This window comes from Campylobacter sp. RM9331 (assembly GCF_020137685.1).
Lineage (GTDB): Bacteria > Campylobacterota > Campylobacteria > Campylobacterales > Campylobacteraceae > Campylobacter_E.
The window spans coordinates 1-18,229 of record NZ_JACGBA010000027.1 but is presented as its reverse complement, the minus strand read 5'-3'; the positions used below and the strand labels follow the sequence as shown (position 1 = coordinate 18,229).

Here is an 18,229-nt window from a genome sequence, read left to right as displayed (position 1 = left end):
TCTCCGAATTCATCTTTAGAATTTAAATCAATCTTGCTTGCTGTTTTTCTTTCGTGATTTATTAGTGCGAATACTTCTCTTAGACCTTTTTGAATGATTTCAAGTGGGCGAAGTGAGAATTTGATTAAGAAGAATAAGCATAATAAAATAATCACTAAAGAAGCAAAAAATAATGTTATATTTTGTTTTAATAAAGAATTTAAAGTATCATCTATATCGCTAGTTAAATTGGTGCTACAGAATTTCCAGCCTGTTGTATTTGAATTAATGCATACTGCAGTTTTTTCATCACCTTTAAAGGTATAGCGAACTGAAATGCCATCTTTTAGATTATTTTCAATCATTTTTATAACATCATCTTGTTTTAATTCAAATTCTTCATTCGGGTGCATTACAAATTGTAATTTATCATCATAAGCAAATATTGTGTTGGTCTTAGAAAAATGTAAAGTTAAAATTTGATTTTTTAAATCTTTAAATGCCATATCTCCACCAATTACCCCAATTATTTTGCCATTTTTAATAATAGGTGCTGAAATTGTCATAACTTTTTCTTTTAATCTCTCATCAGGATAAACTTCTTTACCTAATAAAGCCCTATTGGCACTAATAGCATCTTTATACCAACCCCTACTTCTTGCATCTTGGTCTTTTACTATATAAGGCTCGTTATTAGAGCTAATATAATAAAACTTGCCACTATCAGCCATACCAATAAATAAAGCAGAGAAATTTGAAATTCCTAAATAATTTTTAAGAATTTTAAAGATATTCTCATCTTGATTATCTTCACTAATTGAATTTGCTAAAATTGGTGAGAATTGCTCTATAAAATTTATTCTTGAATTAAAATAAGAATCTACATAAAGCATAGTGGCATTTAAGCCGTTTTCTTTAGCTTTGTCTGTAAATGATAATGAATCAGTTTTTGAACTAGAATAATTCACTATACACAATACAATAAAGCAAACTACAAGTGGGATAGCAATTAATGCTGGAATTTTGTTTGTTAATTTCATAATACTCCTTTTTAAAAAATTGCGTTAATGTTACAATTAAAGAATTGAATAATATTTAATAGTAAAAAAATTTTTAAATATCTATGTAGCAATGGTTTAAGCGTTTAAGGAATAATAAGAAAAATTATGATTTCAATTAAAAAAATATTAATTGAAATCAATGAAATTATAAAATCTCTTTTAATTTATTAGCATTCTTAAGCCATTCGTTTAGCTTTTGATATTCATCGTTATTTATCATTTGCTTAAACTCATTTAGTTCATTTATAAAGCCATCAAGAGCATTTAAAACATTTGTTTTATTTTCTTTAAAAATACTTTCCCACATTGCAGGGCTACTCTTTGCAATCCTACTCATATCAGCAAAAGAACCACCTGCTAGGTGTAAAATGTTTTTCTTATCTTCGCAATCTAACACATAATTTGCTAAAGAAAAGCTAATTACATGCGGTAGATGAGATATGATGGCACTATGATGATCGTGCGAACTTGCATTCATAAAAGTAATTCTCATTCCAATATTGCTTAATAATTCTATGGTTCTATGTTGATGAAATACGCTCGTATTTTCGGTATTGCACAATACACAAACAGCGTTTTTAAATAAATCAATCTTAGCAGCACTAGGACCATTATGCTCTGTTCCTGCCATTGGATGAGCTAATATGAATTGCTCTTTTAAATCATCGCTTATTGCGTTTTGAATACTTTCTTTTGTGCTACCAAATTCTATAATTGTAGTAGTTTTTGGAATATCTTTTAATTGTTTAATAATTTCAATAATAGCTCCAACAGGAACACATAAAAAAATCAAATCACAAGTTTTAATCTCATCAAAAGTTATAATTTCATGAACTAAATTAAGCTTTAAAGCTTCTTTTTCGTGTTCTTTATTTAAATCAATTCCATAAACTCCACTAATAAATTTGTTTTTCATCAAATTTAAAGCCAATGAGCCACCAATTAATCCTAATCCAATTACAACTGCTTTCATAACTTATCCTTAATTAAGATTTATATATGCAAAATAATATAATATTTTTCTAAAAAAAGGAGTTTAAATGGTTGATTTTATTGTGATTTTTTTGCACTTATTTTCAGCAATTATTTTTATAGGTTATGTATTTGTTGATGCGATTTTGTGCTATGGGTTAAAACAAGCTAATGAGCTAAAAAAGGCTTATTTTAAAAGTTCAGGTATTTTATATGCACTTAGCTTTGTTATATTAATTCTTAGCGGAATTTATCTAGCATATAATGAATATACTAATTTTGCAAATATAAATAAAATTATGTTTTTTATCAAAATAGCTCTAGTAATTTTAATGCTTTTTATAACTTTTATTAGTATTTATATAGCGAGATTTAAAAACAATAAAGAACATTTTTTGGTAAAACAAGCTCATATTTTAGCCTTGATAATATGTTTTTTGATAGTTTTATTTGCAAAATTATTAAGTATTTTATGAGTAGTGAAAAAAGAATTTGAAATAAAATCTTATTTCAAATTCTTAATATTTTTAGCCTTTATTTGTAGCTAATTTGCGTCTTAGATAAGCGATTTTTGTTTGTAGTGGTAATTGTTTAGGGCAATTATCTTCACAAGCAAGTAAGCTCATACAAGCAAAAATTCCATCATCATCACCAACTAATTCATAAAAATCATCTAAAGTTCTATTATCGTGTGGGTCTTGCTCGTATCTTGCAGCTCTCATAAGTCCTGCAGCACCTATGAAATTAGGTCTCATAACTTTAGTTGCACAAGAAGCTATACAAATACCACATTCAATACATCTATCAAGCTCAAATGTTTCTTCAGCAACTGCTGGTTCAACTCTTTCTTCAATCTTAGAAATATCAGTAACTTTGTCAGTATGTATCCAGCTTTCTACCCTTTTACACATACCTTCCATCCATTCACCTGTATTAACACTTAAATCCTTAATATGCTTAAACGCAGGTAAAGGCATAAGCTCAATTACTCCATCAGGATAATCTTTAGTAAGAGTTTTGCAACCTAATTTTGGTTTTCCATTAATCATCATTGCACATGAGCCACAAATTCCTGCACGACAAACGAAATCAAAACTCAAACTTGCATCAAATTTTTCTCTAATTTGATTTAAAACTATAAAAATAGTCATACCACTAGTTTCATCTAATGTATAAGTAGCAAAATGTGGCTTGCTAATTTTACTATGTGGATTATATTTAAATACCCTTATTGTTAGTTTCCTACTCATAATCAACCCCTATTCTTTGATTAGCTGCTTTAAATCTAGCTTGTAATTCATAAGGCATAAGTGCGTCTTGGATTTCTGCTCTACTTTTACCTTCTGCTTGTAATTTTTCTGTAATTTCATCTACTTGTTTTTGACGAACTTCACTTAAAGGATTTTCAATTATATTTCCTTTTGCACCATAACCACGGAATGCTGGTGGCATTTCCATTTTCATAATATCAAGGTCTTCATATTCAACTCTAGGTAAAGTTGAGCCTTCATCCCAATAAGTCATAGTTCTTTTCATCCAATTTAAATCATCTCTTTTTGGATAATCTTCTCTATAATGAGCCCCACGGCTTTCAGTTCTAAGAAGCGCACCACGAGCAACACATAAAGCAACTTTTAACATTCTTGGAACTCTATAAGCTTCTTCTAGCTCTGGATTTGAGCAATTTAATTCTTTATCTTTAATAGCTACTTTTTTGCTCTCTATTAATAATTCTTCAAGGCGTTTTACTGCGTATTCTAATCCTTCGCCTGTTCTAAAAATAGCAACATGCTCCCACATAATATCTTTCATTTCGTTTTTGATTTCAAAAATATTATATTTACCTTCACGATTTGCTATTTCTTTTAAATAATTTGCTTCATCGTTTAAGAATTTTTGAACCACTTGCATATCAGCTACTATTGTATTATTTTTGCAATACTCAGAAAAATAATCTCCTACAATCATACCTGCAACAACGGTTTCAGCACAGCTATTTCCACCAAGTCTATTAAATCCGTGCATATCCCAACAAGCTGCTTCACCTGCTGCAAAAAGACCTTTCATCTTAGGAGTTTCTCCATTTGGCTTAGTTCTAATTCCACCCATTGAATAGTGTTGCATAGGAAGAACCGGCGCCCAACCTTTTGGACCTTCATCAGCAGGGTCAATTCCATTAAATGTCTTACAAATATCTTGAACATCTCTTAAGTTTTTTTCAACATGAGCACGACCTAAGATTGAAATATCAAGCCATAAATGCTCTCCATAAGGACTTTTAACACCTTTTCCTTTTCTAATATGCTCCATCATACGGCGACTTACAACATCACGACTTGCTAATTCTTTTTTCTCAGGCTCATAATCAGGCATAAAGCGGTATCCATCAACATCTCTTAAAATACCACCATCACCACGGCAACCTTCAGTTAAAAGTATCCCACTTGGAACAATTGGAGTTGGGTGAAATTGAACCGCTTCCATATTTGATAAAGAGCATAATCCTGTCTCAAGTGCCATTGCTGCACCTGTTCCTTCACAAATAACTGCGTTTGTAGTTTGTTTATAAACTCTACCATATCCACCTGTTGCTATCATTGTGCCTTTTGATACAAATGCAGTTAGACTACCATCAATTAAGCTTCTTGCAACTACGCCTAAACAAATTCCATCTTTGTGAATAATTCTAAGAGCTTCCATTCTATCTATGATTTTTACATTATGTTTGATTGCTTCGTTTGCAACCCCAAAAATCATACAATGCCCTGTAGCATCAGCAATATAGCAAGTTCTCCATTTTTTAGTCCCACCAAAATCTCTTGCATTTATAAGTCCGTGTGCTTCTTCTTTTTCTTCTATTGTTACTTTTTGTGCGTTTATAACAACATTTCTAGGACCTTTTGTAATCCTAGTCCAAGGCACGCCCCAACTAGCTAACTCACGAACAGCCTTAGGTGCAGTTTGAGCAAACATTCTTGCTACTTCTTGATCGCATCCCCAATCGCTTCCTTTTACGGTGTCAGCAAAGTGTAAATCTTCATTATCTCCTTCACCTTTATTACCATTAGCAAGACTTGCTTGCATACCACCTTGAACCGCAGCTGAGTGAGAACGCTTAACAGGACAAATACTTAAAAGCGTAACTGATTGACCACTTTTAGCAACTTCAACAGCACTTCTAAGTCCTGCTAAACCACCACCAACTATTAAAGCATCACTAAATTCTACTTTCATTTTAAGCCTTTCTGTTTGTTATAAGCTAATACCAGCTTTTATAAATACTGCTAAATTAGCAAGTCCTAAAACTATAAAGAAAATACTAATAACCCATTTTAATTTTTTAAGAGTTTTTCTTCTAGCTCTTGCAGTATGCACATCATTTCCATCAAACCAACCCCATTTAACGCAAAGTCTATAAAGACCAATACCACCATGAAGCTCAACAGCGAATAATAAAATTAAATAAAACGCCCACATATTATGATTTACAATTCTTTCAACTGCACCTAAAAATCTAATAGTTTCAGGATTAAAAAACATCATTGCAAGGTGCATTGAAGCGAAGAAAAACATAACAAAACCTGTACAGGCTTGAATAACCCAAAGCGTTGTATCTTCGTGTTTTATTAGTTTTGAATGCTCTCTTGCGATTTGCCATTGGCGATAAGTAATTGGTAATTTTCTCATACCAAGAGCAGCGTGAATAAAGAAAATAATAAAAATAATAAGCACCATACAAGATACTAAAGCAGGTTTTGGCGTATCAAAAATAGCCGAACCCTCAAAAAACTTAGCCGTAGCTTCAAAAAATTCAGGACTGATTAAAACGGTAGAAACAAAAAGCATATGTCCCCACATAAAAAGCCCTAGAATTAAACCAGTAGCACTTTGATAAAAATCAAGCTTAGCAGGTAAGCGTGATTTAGTGCCATCAACTCTTTTGCCTAAAAAATTTTCAATTTTACTAGACACTTTAACTCCTTTTCTTAAATTTTTCTCATTTTACTAATGTTTAACAAACGACCTACGAAAAAATATGTGGAATAATGAATTTAAACCACGGATACGCAATAAGTGTGTAAATTAGTAAATAAATAGCTCCAAAAATAGCACCTAATTTCCAAAATTCTGCACCTTTAATATAACCACTCGCAAACCAAATTGGGCTATGTCCTGTCCCATAAGGTGTTAAAACACTTATCATACCCATTGGAGCTAGTAAAAACATCATAATAAAAGACGCATCATAACCAGCAATTTTACTTGCAATAATTGCAAACACCCCAACAACTGCAGTAACATATGCAGTCCCAGAAGCAAAGAAATATCTTAATAAACAAAACACAAGTAATAATATAAATACTGCTAAAGTAGGACTAATACCACTTAATAAACTATCAGTATATTTTGATAAGAATTCTAAAAATCCAACATTTTTTAATCCACCTGCCATTGTTACTAAAGTAGCAAACCAAGTAAGAACATTCCACGCTGGTTTATTAGCTAAAAAATCATTCCAAGTAATAATATTAGTAACTATCATTAGAATAATTACAATTAAAGCAGTTGTAGTAGCACTAACTCCAAAAGTCTTTGAACCTATCCATAAAATTAGAGCAAGAATTGAAATGCTTAACATTAATAATTCTTTTAATTTAATTGAGCCAAGTTTTACTAATTCTTCTTTAGCCCAAGCACTAATTTTACTAGAGCCTTTAACTTCTGGTGGATAGATATAATAAGTTAATAAAGGAGTGATTAAAAACAAAATAATACCAATAGGTAAAAAGCATAAAAACCAACCCATCCAATCAACTACAGCAATACCTGATTTTGATAATATCTCTAAAGCTAGTGGGTTTGGTGCTTGACCTGTTAAAAATATTGAACTTGAAATACAAGTAGTAGCAAGACTTACCCACGCTATGTAAGCACCTATTTTTCTTGGTTCTTTATCAGGAGAGCTATCATACATAGCAGGAATACTTGTAGCTATTGGATAAATAGTTCCACCACTTCTTGCAGCATTACTCGGAATAAATGGAGCTAAAATTAAATCAGCAATAGCAATTGCATAGCCTAAACCTAAAGTAGATTTGCCTAATTTATTTACTAAAATTAAAGCAATTCTTTTACCAAGACCACTATTTTGATAGCCAATTCCTATCATAAATGAAGCAAAAATAAGCCACACAACAGAATTTGAAAATCCAGTTAAACCCCAATTAATTGCAGCTTCTGAAGTAATTTTTGCACCAACTTCGCCTGATTTTGCAGGACCAACTTTAAATAATACTGCTAAAGCTATAGCAATAATACCTAAAAAAGCAGGTGGCATAGGCTCTAAGATAAGCCCTACAACTAAAGCAGCAAAAATGCTAACATAAATCCAAGCATTCATACTAAGCTGAGAATAATCAGCAAATAAATACGAAAGCAAAAACACAAGCAAACCAGCAACAACTGGTGCGATAAATTTCCACAACGGAACCTTACCTTTCATATTAACTCCTAAAATTAAGTTGAAATTAATATATTCCAAAAAAGCTAAAGAAAATCTTAATTTTTTAAATAATCATCTAACTTTAAAAAATTAATATCTATTTTTAAGCTTTAATTTAAAAACAATTTAAACTTAAAATATTTTAAGGTTAATTTTTAATCATCATTTGCATTATTAAAAGCTAAATTAGTAAAAACCAAAATTCCATTTAATAATATATCTTCATCTATATTAAATTTTGGATGATGTAAAGGAAAACAACCTGAATACTTAGTCCCTAAAAAGAAAAATGCACCTTTATATTTTTGCAAATAAAAAGCAAAATCTTCTGCTCCTGTAGAAGCATTATCTTTATATACCACCTTTAAATCACTTTTAATAATTGCTTTTACTACTTTATCAACTGCTTCATCATTGTTAATTAATGCTGGATAGCCCCTTTGATAATCCAAAACACTATTAGTGCCATAAGCTTTATCTAAGGCTTCAAGACTATTTTTTAAACTATTTTCTAAATAATCTCTAGTTTTAGAGCTAAAAGTTCTGCAAGTCCCTTCTATTTTAGTTAGTTCAGATACCACATTATATCTAACTCCAGAATTAAAAGTCCCTATAGTTAATACAGCATTGTCAAATGGGTCAAGTCCCCTTGATATAAATGTTTGTATATTACTAACCCAATTACAAGCTGCACTTAAAGCATCTATTCCTTTATGTGGTTCTGCTGCGTGAGATGATTTTCCATTTATGCTTACATAAAAATGATCAGAATTTGCCATCATAGCACCTTTTTTTACCATAACTTCTCCAACATTTGCTTCAGGCCAAACATGAAGACCATATATCTCATCTATACCATCTAAAACACCACTATTAATAATAGCTTTTGCTCCACCATTAGGAGAAGCTTCTTCTGCTGGTTGAAATACTAAAATAATATTATTTTTTAATTCTGATTTAAATTCTTGTAATACTTTTGCAAAACCTAATAAAATAGCCGTGTGTGCATCATGCCCACAAGCGTGCATACATTTTGATTTTTTAGAAGAATAATTAACATTAGTTTCTTCATTTAAAGGTAAAGCATCCATATCAGCTCTAAAAGCAATAGTTTTACTTGCATTATCTACATTAAAATACGCAATAATTCCGTAATTATCGCTTTGTCTTTTATAAGTTATTCCTAATTTATCCAATTCATTTGCTATATAATTTGAAGTTTCTTTTTCTTCATAAGATAATTCTGGGTTTTGATGAATTGTTCTTCTGTAATTTATAACATCGTTTTTAATACTTTTTATATAATTTTTCATTTTTACACTCCTTTAATTTTAATTTTTGCAAATAGTATTGCCAATATTGTAGCTAATAAGCCAATTCCCATAGAAAGCAGCATTCCACTAAAAAGGCCGCTAAAAACTATTGTAGTAACTATGAAATTCAATAATGCAAAATAAGTAACGCTTGAAATGGTATAAGATAAAGAATAATTGCTTATTGCTGGGCTTTTAAATTCTGGATCACATATTCTAAGCAATAAAATACCTGTTAAAAATACACCACAACAAGAGCCATAAGTAGCAATCATCATCTCAAACCAATACCCATCTAAAAGCCACTTGCACATAAAATATAAAAATATAGTAGTTAAAATAAAACCTACAATAACCATATATAGTATTGGCATAAGGTATTCAAATACAGCTTTAATAGGCAAACTAGCAATAGCACAAACTACCGCAAATTCAGTAAGTGAGCCTGATATTTTTGATTTAACTTTTTCATCTATTAAAAAACTTAATTTTAGTTTAATTATTAATCCCCAAACAATAAACATTATTATAATAGCATAAGCCCAAATTGATATTTCGCTTAATACAGGTATTTTGTATTCTTTAATAGTATTTAATACAAAATAAGAAATAGCACATACCCCTAAAATAATAGCCGAATGAAAAGCTAGAGCATCTATTGATGAACTCATAGTAGTTTCTCTACCTAAGCTATTTTGTTTGTTTATATCATTATGATAACCAACTTTAAAACTTACAGGAATATCTTGTGGAGTTTTTAATATTTTTGTTTCATTTTTTCTGCTTGCATAATTTATTAGCACCATTCCAAATAAAATTCCGCCAACAAGCCCAAAAGTAGCCATAGTAATAGCAACACCTTGAGCTTGTTCCCAATATTCAAGATTTAAATTATGAAGTAAATTTCCCAATACTGCAGCCGTTCCATGCCCACCAACATAGCCAATACCAAGTTCTAATCCAAAAGTAGAATAAAAATTATCAGTAAATATATATTGAGTGCTAAGTCCAGCTGCAAACTGAAACATAGATATAGCTATTATAATAAATGCTAAAGGCAAAATATTTTTACTTGATTTTAAACTTCCTTCAAATCTTAAACCAAGTGGAACAGAAGCTACAACTGGAACAATTAATATTCCAGGTAATAATTTATAAATATTCATCCACTCATCAGGCAGTTTTAATATATTAAATCCATTGTTTCCAAGTATTAAAACAATAAAACCACCAATTACTGAAGCAGGTATAAAAGTTTGACCAAAAAACTTAATCTTAGCTCTAAGAAAAACACCTAATAATAAAAACAAACTTATAAAGCCGACGCTATAAAGTAATTCTACAAATAATTTGCTTGTCATTTTACCAATCTCCTTTTGAGAGATTTTATAAAAAATTATATTTTTTAAGCCAATTAATTAAATAAAATAATCTAAAAATTATTTTTTTGATACATTAAGTAACAATAATAAAGTAACTATATAATTTTTAATATTTTTAAAAGGAAAATTATGAAAAAGATAATATTAACTAGCGCTTTTAGTTTTAGTGCTTTGGCGTTAGAATTTGGTAGTTTAGGTAATATACCTTTGAGTATGGGATATGCTGGAGTTGCACTTAAAGATAATGATTTTGCAGCTTATTATAATCCTGCTAGTTTGATTTATTCTAAAAATGGTGTTAATTTTAGTTTTGGAGCAAATTATAATCAAAAAAATCTTTTAGAATTATCTAATCTTGATAAATCTATAAATAAAAAAATTGAAGCAAATATAAGCAAAATAAAGCATATTTTTAATCCAAACAACAATTCAAGAGCTAATAATTTAAAATTTGGTAATTTTGGTAGTGTTATAGATGATTTTATATTAAGAAACACAAATAGCGATAATGAAGATTTAGCCTTATTAGCAAAAACTTTTAAAGATGAATTAGATGATAATTTAACTAAAGATGAACTAGACAATATAATTAGTGATTTAAAAAATAAAATGCAAGATAATGATGAATTATCTACAACAATAAAAACCGAGCTAATAACTTCAACAAATAATACAAATGAAGAATTAAATAATAATGGCGTTGATACAAAATTATTAACAAATATAATAAGTGATACTGATACAAAAAATGTCTTAGATGTGATAAAGAATTCAAAAGATGGTAATGTTAATTTAGATGATTTATTGTTAGATATTGGAGATACTAAATTAGATACCTTTCTTGATGAAAATACCTTAAATGATATTGAATTAATTTATAATGCAGTTTATGATAATGAAGTTAATTTAAATATATTAAGTGGTTTAGAATATAACAATAATTTAGGGGATTTAAGTGCTTTTTCTGTAAGCTTATTTAATACGATTTCACTTAATACTTATGCTTCATTAAATAAAGAAAAAAGTAGTTTAATAATAAAAATAAAAGATGATGATAGATATATTTATTTAAAATTATTTAAAAGCAATTCACAACTATTCGTAACCAATGTAAGCGAAGAAGAATATTTAAATCATTCAGCAATGCAAGATAGTGTAAAAAATCCTTTAAATACAACAATGCTAATGATAACAGAAGTGCCGATTAGTTACGCAAATGGTTTTATAATGCCTTATGGAGAGCTTAGTTTAGGTGCTAGTTTAAAATATATGAATATTCAAGCATATCAAGTAGAAAAAGGCATTAAAATAGATATGAATGGGGTTAATTCTAAAGATATAAATATTAAAAATGATTTGCATAATGCAAAATCAACAAATACTTTTGGAATAGATATAGGAGCATTATATAGTATTGATGATTTTTCTACTGGATTGGTTATTAAAAATTTAAATAATCCTAAAATCAAATTCCATTCAAGCAGTATGAGATTAAATCCGCAAGTAAGATTTGGATTAGCATATAAATATAGTGATTTTACTTTTGCTTTTGATGCTGATTTGGTTAAAAACGCAACTTTATCAAATAAATACAATAAATCTCAAATGCTAGGCGGTGGTGTTAAATACGAATTTAATGATTATTTTAATCTAAGGGGTGGCTTAGCTTACGATATTAAAAAAGATTATGGGACTATACTTACAACGGGAGCTAATTTCTTTAATATATTTGATATAGCCTTAGCGAGTGGATTAAAGTCTAGTAATTGCGATAAAGATATTTGCAAGGTTTCAAGTAAAGTGCCTAATTATTTTGATTTAAGAATAGGATTTGGATATAAATGGTAAAGAATTTGAATTAGGATTTAACCTAATTCAAATCTTGCTTAATCCCAACATTCAGCGTTTTTAATACCTAATTTTTTAGCACTAAATACAGGGTCTAAACCTCTTTTCTTTTGCTCATCATAATCTTTTAAGCATTTTATTAAAATAGGACTTAATAATAAAATAGCAATGATATTTATAGAAGCCATTGCAGCCATTGTAATATCTGCTAAATCCCAAGCTACTTTTAAATCTAATTGAGAACCAATAAACACCATAGCAACCGCACTTATTTTAAAAACTAATTCATTTAAATTATTTTTTGTAAGGTTTTTAACATTTGCATCTGCATAGTAAAAATTACCGATTAAAGAAGTTACAGCAAATAAAATAACTGCAAAAGTTATAAAATGAAGTCCCCAAGTACCATAATATTCCATCATTGATTGTTGCACCATAGGTAAAGCATTTAATTTAGTTTCGCCAGTTGATAATTGATTAATGTAACTTTGTGAGAACAATACTAAAAATCCAGAGCATGAACATATAATTAAATCAATAAACACTGAAAAACTTTGAATAATTCCTTGTTTTACAGGATGGCTTGTATTTGCTGCTGCAGCTGCGTTTGGAGCAGAACCCATACCAGCTTCGTTTGAAAATAATCCACGCTTAATTCCTATTACTATAACACTACCTGCAAATCCACCAAAAATAGCTTGAAAATCAAAAGCACTATTAAAAATCATTTTAAACACAGATGGTATTAAATCATAGTGCATAGCCATAGCAATAATGCTTAATAAAATATAAATAAAAGCCATTATAGGAACAATAATTGAGCTTACTTTTCCAAGTGATTTTGAATTTGAAAAGAATAATGCAAAAGCAACAACACTTAAAATAATCCCTATAATTATACTTGCATTACTAAAGTTATCAGGAAAATATATCTCAAATGCTGAAGTCATAGTATGGCTTTGAAGTCCATTAAATCCATAAGCATAAGTAATAATTAAAATAACTGAAAATAATTTACCAAAAAATTTATTTCCTAAGCCTTTTTCAATAAAATATGCAGGTCCTCCACGAAAACCATTTTCATCTTTACTTTTATATATTTGAGCTAATGTGCTTTCAGCAAATGCACTTGCACCGCCTATAAATGCCATTACCCACATCCAAAACAATGCACCTGCACCACCAACTACAACTGCAGTGCTAATTCCAGCGATATTTCCAATACCAACCCTTGAAGCAGTTGAAATCATTAAAGCTTCAAAACTACTAACATGGTCTTTGTTGTCTTGCTTTTCTTTTAATAATGTTAAAACATTACCCATCAATCTAAACTGAGCAAAACGAGTATTGATAGAATAAATTATACCTACAATAATTAGTGCAAAAACTAAAAAATAAGTATATAAATAACCATTTATTAAATCTAAAAATAAATGTATTTCTTCTAATAAACTTTGCAAACGCTCTCCTTAATAAAAAATTTCAAAAAATCATTATATATAAATTCAAGCGTTTTTGGTTAATTACTTATGTTTGCTGCTTTTATCTTCGCAAGCAATAATTAATCTTTCAAAAGGATTTTTTTGATTATCTGGCTTTTTAATAATGTCTTTTAAGCTCTTTGGATGTAATAAATTCATAATATCTCCTTTAAATTTAAAAAAAACGAAGTCATTATAATAAATAAAAGATAATAAATATCAAAATCATATTATTTTTTATAAATTTTAATATTTTGTTACATTTTGTAACATTTATTTTAAAAGTTTGATTTAAATTTATAATAAGTTATATAAATATAATTAAAATAGCGGCTTTAAATTATTTTAAGGAGTAATAATGAAAAAATGGAGCGAATTTGACAATCGTTGGATGTTTTCATTGTTTGGCACTGCTGTTGGTGCTGGAATTTTATTCTTACCTATTCGTGCAGGAACTGGTGGCTTTTGGCCTATTGTTTTAATGTGTGTATTAATTTTCCCAATGACATATTTATCACATTTATTCTTATCATATTTTGTAGGCTCTACTAAAGGTGGAGATATTACTGATGCTGTGAATAAATATTTTGGTAAAGAAGTAGGAATTGTGATTACATTTTTATACTTTTTTGCAATTTATCCTATTTGTCTTGCTTATGGGGTTGGTATTACAAATACTATAAGCTCATTTATGGTAAATCAATTAGGCTTAGCCGAGCCAAATCGCTTAATCTTGGCTATTGTTTTAATTACAATTATGATGGCTGTAATGTTTACTAATGAAACTTTAGTTACTAAAGTTTGTGAATGGCTTGTTTATCCATTATGCTTAATACTATTTTTATTTTCACTTTATTTAATTCCACATTGGAAATTAGAAGTTTTAGGTGAAGTTCCAAGTGCAAAGGAATTTATTAGCACAATATGGCTTACTTTACCTGTATTAGTATTTAGCTTTAATCACTCTCCTGCGATTTCAACTTTTAGCCTAAATACATATAATGAGTATAAAGAAAACTCGGACGCAAAAAGAAAGCAAATATTATTTAATAACGCTACGCTTTTATTAGTATTTGTTATGTTTTTTGTATTTTCTTGTATTTTATGTCTTGATAAAAATGAGTTTGCTATTGCAAGAGATGCAAATATTCCAATCCTTAGCTATTTTGCTAATAAATTTGATGGAAATATCATAAGCTATGGTGCTCCTGCTGTTGCATTTTTGGCAATTTTAACTAGCTTTTTTGGACACTATTTTGGTGCTAGAGAAGGCTTAAATGGACTTATTAAAAAAGTAAGCGGAAAAGCTGTTAGTAAAAATAATGCCTTTACAACTATATTTATGTATGTAACTATGATAATAGTAGCTTACTATAACCCTAGTATTTTAGGATTTATAGAAGATTTAGGCGGTCCTATTATTGCTGTAATATTATTTTTAATGCCTGTATATGCTATATATAAAATCCCAGAGCTAAGAGTTTATAAAAATGGTGCGGCTTGTTATTTCGTAGCTATTATGGGAATTATCACAATTACAAGTGTAATTTATAAGATGAACTTATGAGTAACTTAAGTATTTTTAAAATCGGCATTGGTCCATCAAGTTCGCACACAGTTGGACCTTTTGTTGCGGGAAATGAGTTTTTAAAAGGTTTAAATTTAAAAGAAATTACTAGGATAAAAGTTACTTTATTTGGCTCTTTATCACTTACAGGTAAAGGACATTTAAGCGATATTGCTGTGGTTTTAGGTCTTAGTGGCTTAAATGTAAAAACAATAAGCCCAGAACAAAAACAAGTTGTATTATTAAGATTAAATGAAAGAAAGCTTTTATTAGGAAATGAATTTGAAATAGATTTTGATGAAAATAGCGATATTATTTTTTCTAAAGAATTTAAAAGCTATCACGAAAATGCTTTAACGATTGAAGCGTTTTCAAATAATACTTGTGTTAAATCTAAGACTTATTATTCAGTTGGTGGTGGCTTTATTAAAAGTGAAGATGAGATTAGTAAAACTAATCAAACTAATCAAGAAAAAAATTATGATTATTCTTTTGATAGTGCGACGGAGCTTTTGTGGTTATGTAATAAATACAATAAAAACATAGCCGAAATTGCAATGCTTTATGAACTTAATTTTAATAGCGAAGAATATATAAATAATTATTGCAAAGAGATTTATGAAGCAATGCAAGATAGTTTTAAAGCAGGTGCTAATTCAAATGAACTAATCCTACCAGGACCAATTAAGCTTAAAAGAAGAGCTCCTGCATTAGCTAAAAAATTAATGCTTTTAGATGATAAGAATTTAAATCGTAAGGGTGATTTGGATTTTATAGATTATTTTAGCCTTTATGCTATGAGTGTTTCAGAAGAAAATGCAGCGGGTAATCGCGTAGTAACTGCTCCAACCAATGGAGCTTGCGCAGTAGTTCCTGCTGTGCTTTTATATTTAAAAGAGCATGTAAAAAGTATGAGTGAAAAAGACATTAGAGACTTTTTATTAGTATCAATGGCGATAGGTTCATTGTTTAAGAAAAACGCAAGTATAAGTGGAGCTGAAGCAGGTTGTCAAGCAGAAATTGGCTCAGCTTCTTCAATGGCAGCTGCTTCATTTGCCTTTAGTATGGGGGCAAGTCCGATTGATTGTTGCTCTGCAGCTGAAATTGCAATGGAGCATCATTTAGGGCTAACTTGTGATCCTGTTGCAGGACTTGTTCAAATTCCTTGCATTGAGCGTAATGTATTCGGAGCGATAAAGGCTGTAAGTGCAGCTAAAATGGCTATGGATAGAGAGAGTGCTCCTAGCGTTGGGCTTGATGAGGTTATTAAAACTATGTATGAAACAGGTAAAGATATGGATACAAGATATAAAGAAACTAGCCTTGCAGGTCTAGCTACAAATTACAAGAAATTTTGCTAAAAAAGGGCTTTATGCCCTTTTTACAATCTGTAATTTATTATTTTTTGTTAATATTAAAAATCACATCAAAATAATGGAACTTTAATGCAAAATATAAGAAATTTTTCAATAATAGCACATATAGACCATGGTAAAAGCACTTTAGCAGATTGTTTAATCACAACTTGCAATGCTATAGAGCAACGCAAAATGAGTAAGCAAGTAATGGATACTATGGATATAGAAAAAGAGCGTGGAATTACTATAAAAGCTCAATCAGTTAGATTAAATTATACTTATAATAAAGAAAATTATATTTTAAATCTTATTGACACCCCAGGTCATGTGGATTTTTCGTATGAAGTTAGTAGAAGTTTAGCAAGTTGCGAAGGGGCATTATTAGTAGTTGATGCTTCACAAGGCGTTCAAGCACAAACAATTGCGAATGTTTATATGGCAATTGAGCATGATTTAGAAATAATTCCTGTAATTAATAAAATTGACCTACCCGCAGCAAATCCTGCAAAAGTAAAGGCTGAAATTGAGCATATAATAGGAATTGATTGTTCTAATGCAATAGAAGTTAGTGCAAAGGCTGGGATAGGAATTGCTGAATTATTACAAGCAATTTGTGAGAGAATTCCTGCACCAAAAAGTAATCAAAATAAGCTAAAAGCACTAATTTATGATAGCTGGTTTGATAGCTATTTAGGGGCTTTAGCTTTAGTTAGAGTAAGGGACGGAGAGATTAATAAAAACGATGAAATATATTTAATGCACGAAGGCGTAAAGCATAATGTATTAGATTTACGCTATCCACACCCACTAAATCCAATGCCAACAAATACAATTAAAGCAGGAGAAGTTGGTATCGTCGTATTAGGACTAAAAGACATAGCACAAATTAGCGTAGGAGATACAATAACCCTAGCAAAAGATAAAGCAACAGAACCAATTGAAGGTTTTGCTAAAGCAAAAGCTTTTGTATTTGCAGGGATTTATCCGATTGAAACTGATAAATTTGAAGATTTAAGAGATGCTTTAGATAAATTAAAACTAAACGATAGCTCAATCTCATACGAGCCAGAAACTTCACTTGCTTTAGGTTTTGGCTTTAGGGTTGGCTTTTTAGGTTTATTGCATATGGAAGTTATAAAAGAACGCTTAGAAAGAGAGTTTAATCTAGACCTAATAGCAACCGCTCCTAGCGTTACTTACGAAGTTAATTTAACCGATGGAAGCGTATTAAATATCCAAAACCCAAGCGACTTACCACCTGTAAATAAAATAGACCACATAAAAGAGCCTTATGTAAAAGCCACTATAATAACTCCTAGCGAGTTTTTAGGGAATTTAATTACTCTTTTAAATAATCGCCGTGCAATACAAACAAAAATGGATTATATAACAGAAAATAGAGTATTGCTTGAATACGATATACCTATGAATGAGATTATTATGGACTTTTATGATAAATTAAAATCACTTACTCGTGGATATGCTAGTTTTGATTATGAATTTTGTGATTATAGAGTGGGAGATTTAGTAAAGCTTGATATAAAAGTAGCTGGAGAAGCAGTTGATGCGTTAAGCATTATCGTGCCAAATCAAAAGGCTTTAAGCAAAGGTAGAGATTTAGTAAAAGCTATGAAAGATATTGTGCCTAGACAATTATTTGAAGTAGCAATTCAAGCAAGTATAGGCAATAAAATCATAGCTCGTGAAAATGTAAAATCAATGGGTAAAAATGTTACTGCTAAATGCTACGGCGGGGATATTACTA

General features: G+C 29.7%; 14 protein-coding genes. 5 read left to right on the top strand and 9 right to left on the bottom strand.

The annotated features are described in order from the left end of the window. Both AVBRAN9331_RS09210 and AVBRAN9331_RS09205 read right to left on the bottom strand, forming a co-directional pair. A partial coding sequence (locus tag AVBRAN9331_RS09210; RefSeq protein WP_336612870.1) for a PDC sensor domain-containing protein occupies positions 1-1,019 on the bottom strand: 1,019 nt, incomplete at its 3' end. A 166-nt stretch (positions 1,020-1,185) separates the two neighbouring features. Further along, the gene (locus AVBRAN9331_RS09205; protein ID WP_214120101.1) at positions 1,186-2,013 is read right to left on the bottom strand and encodes a prephenate dehydrogenase; all 828 of its coding nucleotides are present in this window, start codon (positions 2,011-2,013) and stop codon (positions 1,186-1,188) included. A 67-nt stretch (positions 2,014-2,080) separates the two neighbouring features. On the opposite strand from AVBRAN9331_RS09205, the gene AVBRAN9331_RS09200 reads away from it, so the two are divergent. Then, the gene (locus tag AVBRAN9331_RS09200) at positions 2,081-2,488 is read left to right on the top strand and encodes a hypothetical protein (RefSeq protein ID WP_214120100.1); all 408 of its coding nucleotides are present in this window, start codon (positions 2,081-2,083) and stop codon (positions 2,486-2,488) included. 51 nt (positions 2,489-2,539) lie between these two features. Here the strand turns inward: AVBRAN9331_RS09200 and AVBRAN9331_RS09195 are convergent, their stop codons facing one another. The 6 genes from AVBRAN9331_RS09195 to AVBRAN9331_RS09170 form a co-directional block, all read right to left on the bottom strand. Next, positions 2,540-3,262 (bottom strand): fumarate reductase iron-sulfur subunit, encoded by a 723-nt coding sequence (locus AVBRAN9331_RS09195; RefSeq protein ID WP_214117694.1) that lies wholly within the window; start codon positions 3,260-3,262, stop codon positions 2,540-2,542. Next, complete coding sequence (locus AVBRAN9331_RS09190) at positions 3,255-5,246, bottom strand: fumarate reductase flavoprotein subunit (protein ID WP_214120099.1); 1,992 nt, start codon at positions 5,244-5,246, stop codon at positions 3,255-3,257. Before AVBRAN9331_RS09190 ends, AVBRAN9331_RS09195 begins: the two co-directional genes overlap by 8 nt. Positions 5,247-5,264: 18 nt before the next feature. Then, the gene (locus tag AVBRAN9331_RS09185; RefSeq protein ID WP_214117696.1) at positions 5,265-5,984 is read right to left on the bottom strand and encodes a fumarate reductase cytochrome b subunit; all 720 of its coding nucleotides are present in this window, start codon (positions 5,982-5,984) and stop codon (positions 5,265-5,267) included. 52 nt (positions 5,985-6,036) lie between these two features. Then, on the bottom strand, positions 6,037-7,515 hold the full coding sequence (locus AVBRAN9331_RS09180; RefSeq protein ID WP_214117697.1) for a DASS family sodium-coupled anion symporter: 1,479 nt from the start codon (positions 7,513-7,515) through the stop codon (positions 6,037-6,039). Positions 7,516-7,670: 155 nt separating this feature from the next. Next, positions 7,671-8,828: a M20 metallopeptidase family protein gene (locus AVBRAN9331_RS09175; RefSeq protein WP_336612869.1), complete on the bottom strand. Its 1,158-nt coding sequence runs from the start codon at positions 8,826-8,828 to the stop codon at positions 7,671-7,673. Between the two features lie 2 nt (positions 8,829-8,830). Next, a complete protein-coding gene (locus AVBRAN9331_RS09170) occupies positions 8,831-10,189 on the bottom strand; it encodes a sodium/glutamate symporter (RefSeq protein ID WP_336612868.1) in 1,359 nt (452 codons plus the stop codon). Positions 10,190-10,339: 150 nt separating this feature from the next. Here AVBRAN9331_RS09170 and traF point away from each other — a divergent pair, with 150 nt between their 5' ends. Further along, a complete protein-coding gene (gene traF / locus AVBRAN9331_RS09165; RefSeq protein WP_336612867.1) occupies positions 10,340-12,058 on the top strand; it encodes a conjugal transfer protein TraF in 1,719 nt (572 codons plus the stop codon). Positions 12,059-12,096: 38 nt separating this feature from the next. On the opposite strand, the gene AVBRAN9331_RS09160 is transcribed toward traF, so the two are convergent. Beyond that, a complete protein-coding gene (locus AVBRAN9331_RS09160; RefSeq protein ID WP_336612871.1) occupies positions 12,097-13,497 on the bottom strand; it encodes an alanine/glycine:cation symporter family protein in 1,401 nt (466 codons plus the stop codon). A 400-nt stretch (positions 13,498-13,897) separates the two neighbouring features. Here AVBRAN9331_RS09160 and AVBRAN9331_RS09155 point away from each other — a divergent pair, with 400 nt between their 5' ends. The 3 genes from AVBRAN9331_RS09155 to lepA form a co-directional block, all read left to right on the top strand. Continuing rightward, positions 13,898-15,106, top strand: a complete 1,209-nt coding sequence (locus tag AVBRAN9331_RS09155) for an aromatic amino acid transport family protein (RefSeq protein WP_214117700.1) — start codon at positions 13,898-13,900, stop codon at positions 15,104-15,106. Next, positions 15,103-16,467: an L-serine ammonia-lyase gene (locus AVBRAN9331_RS09150; RefSeq protein WP_214117701.1), complete on the top strand. Its 1,365-nt coding sequence runs from the start codon at positions 15,103-15,105 to the stop codon at positions 16,465-16,467. The genes AVBRAN9331_RS09155 and AVBRAN9331_RS09150 overlap by 4 nt, the downstream gene beginning before the upstream one ends. An 84-nt stretch (positions 16,468-16,551) precedes the next feature. Further along, positions 16,552-18,229: translation elongation factor 4 (gene lepA, locus AVBRAN9331_RS09145; protein ID WP_336612866.1), on the top strand; the 1,678-nt coding region annotated here is incomplete at its 3' end.